Annotated in this window: 4 protein-coding genes; all 4 read left to right on the top strand. The window is 41.4% G+C overall.

The genetic code is table 11. The features are described 5' to 3' along the window. The first annotated feature begins 195 nt into the window (after positions 1–195). Positions 196–969: a deoxyribose-phosphate aldolase gene (gene deoC, locus CXF78_RS11155; RefSeq protein WP_011636476.1), complete on the top strand. Its 774-nt coding sequence runs from the start codon at positions 196–198 to the stop codon at positions 967–969. Between the two features lie 127 nt (positions 970–1,096). Next, positions 1,097–2,428, top strand: coding sequence for a thymidine phosphorylase (gene deoA, locus CXF78_RS11150; RefSeq protein ID WP_011636477.1), 1,332 nt, complete (start codon positions 1,097–1,099; stop codon positions 2,426–2,428). Between the two features lie 12 nt (positions 2,429–2,440). After that, entirely contained in the window at positions 2,441–3,658 is a 1,218-nt protein-coding gene (locus CXF78_RS11145) for a phosphopentomutase (protein ID WP_102036815.1), read from the top strand. A gap of 101 nt (positions 3,659–3,759) precedes the next feature. Continuing rightward, positions 3,760–4,451 (top strand): purine-nucleoside phosphorylase (gene deoD / locus CXF78_RS11140; protein ID WP_102036814.1); only part of this gene is annotated, 692 nt, incomplete at its 3' end.

The raw sequence follows: 4,451 nt of genomic DNA, 5'->3' as shown, positions 1-4,451 counted from the left end.
TTTGTTTTATCTTTTCCGGTCTTCAAGGATTCAAGTCGTGGTACTCGTTATCAGATTGAATACTTAGGTTAGTAAATAGCAGCAAGATTTACTGGCAATACTGAAGGCCCGGCCATAATTATAATCATATGCCAGCTACATAGTGTTGCCTGAAAAAAATTTATCAACTTTGATTTATCGTTTCGGAGAGCAATTATGACTGATTTAAAAAAAGCGGCACAACGTGGTATTGAGTTAATGGATTTAACCACTTTAAATGATGATGATACTGATCAAAAGGTCATCGATTTGTGCCATAAAGCCAAGTCTCCAGCAGGTAATACTGCCGCAATTTGTATTTACCCTCGTTTTATTCCTATTGCACGTAAAACATTAAATGAACTTGATTGTGAAGACATTAAAATTGCAACAGTGACGAATTTTCCACACGGTAATGATGATATTGCCATCGCAGTATTAGAAACTCGTGCAGCAGTTGCTTATGGTGCAGATGAAGTCGATGTTGTGTTTCCATACCGTGCATTAATGGATGGTAACGAAACTGTCGGTTTTGAAATGGTTAAAGCGTGTAAGGAAGAGTGCGGCGATGATGCGATTTTAAAAGTTATCATCGAATCTGGTGTGCTAAAGGATCCTGCTTTGATCCGCAAAGCATCAGAGTTAGCTATTGATGCAGGTGCTGATTTTATTAAAACATCAACGGGTAAAGTACCGGTAAACGCTACGCTTGAAGCGGCTGAAATTATGTTAACTGTCATCAGCGAGAAAAATCGCAATGTAGGCTTTAAGCCTGCCGGCGGTGTTCGTGATGCCGCTCAAACAGCTGAATTTTTAGACTTGGCTGCGCGCATTTTAGGTGATGATTGGGTTACCCCACAAACTTTCCGTTTTGGTGCTTCTAGCTTGTTAAACAGCTTGTTGCATACATTAGAATTAGTAGATGCTCCTAAGCCTACTTCAGGTTACTAATCGCATAGATAGTCCAAAATCTCAGTATGGCCCTGGATCATTGTCGTACTGAGGCGCTATCACTTGATAGCATCCTATTATTAAAGGCGACCCTAAAGGTGATGGGTTGCCTAAAGGGAGACGTAACATGTTTTTAGCTCAAGAAATTATTCGTAAAAAACGTAATGGCGATGTATTAAGCACTGCAGAAATTCAATTCTTTGTTGATGGCATTACTCATAACACGGTTTCAGAAGGCCAAATTGCTGCGTTCGGCATGGCAGTGTATTTCAAAGATATGAATATGGATGAACGGATTGCATTAACGATTGCGATGCGTGATTCCGGAACCGTATTAAATTGGGATTCTCTGGGCCTCAATGGCCCGATTATCGATAAGCATAGCACTGGTGGTGTTGGCGATGTAATCAGCCTAATGCTTGGCCCTATGGCTGCAGCTTGTGGCGGTTATGTGCCAATGATTTCAGGTCGTGGCTTAGGTCACACCGGTGGTACGCTAGATAAATTTGATGCCATTCCTGGTTATCAAACTGAGCCTTCAAGTGAATTATTCCGCAAAGTGGTTAAAGACGCTGGTGTTGCCATTATTGGTCAAACCGGTGACTTAGTCCCTGCTGATAAGCGTTTCTATTCGATTCGTGATAATACCGCCACCGTTGAATCTATTTCGTTAATCACCGCATCTATTTTATCTAAAAAGTTAGCCGCGGGGCTTGATGCTCTAGCAATGGATGTCAAAGTCGGCAGCGGTGCATTTATGCCAACTTATGAAGCATCTGAAGAATTAGCTCGCAGTATTACTGCTGTTGCTAATGGCGCAGGAACTAAAACAACGGCATTGTTAACTGACATGAACCAAGTATTGGCTTCGTGTGCAGGTAATGCGGTTGAGGTTCGTGAGGCGATAAACTTTTTGACTGGTCAATATCGTAATCCACGTTTATATGCTGTCACCATGGGATTATGTGCAGAAATGCTAATTTTGGGTGGTATTGCACAGAATGAAGCTGAAGCTCGTCATAAACTAAATACTGTATTAGATAATGGTAAAGCAGCAGAGGCTTTTGCTAAAATGGTATCTGGCTTAGGTGGCCCAACAGACTTTGTTGAGGCATATGATAAGTATTTACCTCATGCGAAAATTGTACGACCTGTATATGCCAACACATCTGGCTTTGCTTACAAAATGGATACACGAGAACTTGGTTTAGCCGTAGTGACCTTAGGTGGTGGACGTCGCAAACCAGGTGATGCACTGGATTACAGTGTTGGATTAACTCAAGTATGCGCATTGGGTCAGGAAGTTAACAAAGACGTTCCGTTAGCGATGATCCATGCTCAATCTGAAGATGCTTTCGCCGAAGCTGCCGCTGCTATTCAGCAAGCCATTATTATTGGTGATAGCGCGCCTGAGAAAACGCCTGAAATATATCGTTATATTCGCGCTTCAGATTTATAAAGGAAACAAATAATGAAACGTACTTTTATCTTAATGCTCGACTCTTTTGGTGTTGGTGCTGCTACCGACGCCGATAAGTTTGGTGACGTTGGCTCAGATACTTTTGGTCACATCGCGCAAGCCTGTGCTGACGGCAAAGCGGATATCGGCCGTCAAGGTCCATTGAAATTACCTAATCTTGCTCGCTTTGGTTTAGGCCATGCTGGTTTTGAAAGTACGGGTAAATTTGCTGCTGGATTTGCAGATAATGTCGAAGTCATCGGTGCTTATGGTCATGCTGACGAATTAAGCTCAGGCAAAGACACTCCTAGTGGTCACTGGGAAATGGCGGGTGTTCCTGTCCTTTATGAGTGGGGTTATTTTAGTGACTTAACCAATTCATTTCCTAAAGAACTCACAGACAAAATCCTTGAACGCGCTGGTTTAGATGGGTTTTTAGGTAACTGCCATGCTTCAGGTACTCAAATTCTTGAAGAGTTAGGCGAAGAGCATATGAAAACAGGCAAGCCTATTTTCTATACCTCTGCTGACTCTGTATTCCAAATAGCATGTCATGAAGAAAGTTTTGGTGTAGAAAATTTATATAACTTGTGCAAAATTGCACGTGAAGAGTTAGAACCTTATAACATTGGTCGTGTAATTGCTCGACCATTTGTTGGTACTGGCCCTGCTGATTTCGCTCGTACTGGTAATCGTCATGACTATGCGGTATTACCACCAGCACCTACAGTATTAGATAAGCTTAAAGATGCTGGCGGTGAAGTGGTTAGTATCGGTAAAATTTCTGATATATATGCTCACAGTGGTATTACTCAACAATTTAAAGCGACAGGTCTTGAAGAGTTATTTGACGAAACCTTAGCGCAAATTAAACGTGCTGGTGATAACACGATTGTGTTTACTAATTTCGTTGATTTTGACTCTCATTATGGCCATCGTCGTGACACCGCCGGCTATGCTAAAGCACTTGAGTACTTTGATTCTCGTTTACCGGAATTATTAGCGATTTTACAACCTGAAGATTTAGTCGTTTTCACTGCTGATCATGGTTGTGATCCTACTTGGGTTGGCACTGAACATACTCGTGAACGTGTGCCGGTACTCGCCTATGGTGCAGGTTTATCTGCAGGCTCACTAGGCCGTCGTAAGTCTTTTGCTGATATTGGTCAGTCTATTGCGAGTTATTTTAAGTTAGAACCGATGAATTATGGTGAATCTTTTATTAATTAGTCACATTTTCAAACGACGGTTCTATATAAAGTTTAATGGCTTTGCTAAACTGTAAACATGACTAAGCAATACAAATAAAATAGAAACATAGGGGTTATAACATGGCTACACCACATATTAATGCTGTTGAAGGTGCTTTTGCTGAAACGGTACTTTTCCCAGGCGATCCATTACGTGCAAAATACATTGCTGAGACATTTTTAGAAAATGTTGAGCAAGTGACTGATGTACGTAACATGCTAGGTTTTACCGGTACATATAAAGGTAAGCGTATTTCTGTTATGGGTTCAGGTATGGGTATCCCATCTTGTTCAATCTATGCACACGAACTTATCAAAGACTACGGTGTTAAGAATTTAATCCGTGTTGGTACTTGTGGCGCAATCAGCACTGACGTAAAAGTACGTGATGTGATTATCGGTATGGGTGCATGTACTGACTCTAGAGTTAACCGTTTACGTTTTAAAGATAACGATTTTGCTGCAATCGCAGACTACAGCTTACTAAGTGCTGTTGTTGATTCGGCTAAAGCACACGGCACTAAAATCCGTGTTGGTAACGTTTTCTCTGCCGACTTATTTTATACTCCAGATCCTCAAATGTTTGATGTTATGGAAAAAATGGGTATTTTAGGTGTCGAGATGGAAGCTGCTGGTTTATACGGTGTTGCACATGAATTAGGCGCTAAAGCGTTATGTGTTGTAACTGTATCAGACCACATTCGTACCGGTGAGAAGACTACCTCTGATGAGCGTCAAACAACATTCAGCGACATGATTATCATGACTTTAGA

Source organism: Shewanella sp. 11B5 (genome assembly GCF_002836795.1).
Lineage (GTDB): Bacteria > Pseudomonadota > Gammaproteobacteria > Enterobacterales > Shewanellaceae > Shewanella > Shewanella frigidimarina.
The sequence above is the reverse complement of the archived record's forward strand: the minus strand, read 5'-3'. Positions and strand labels throughout refer to the sequence as shown.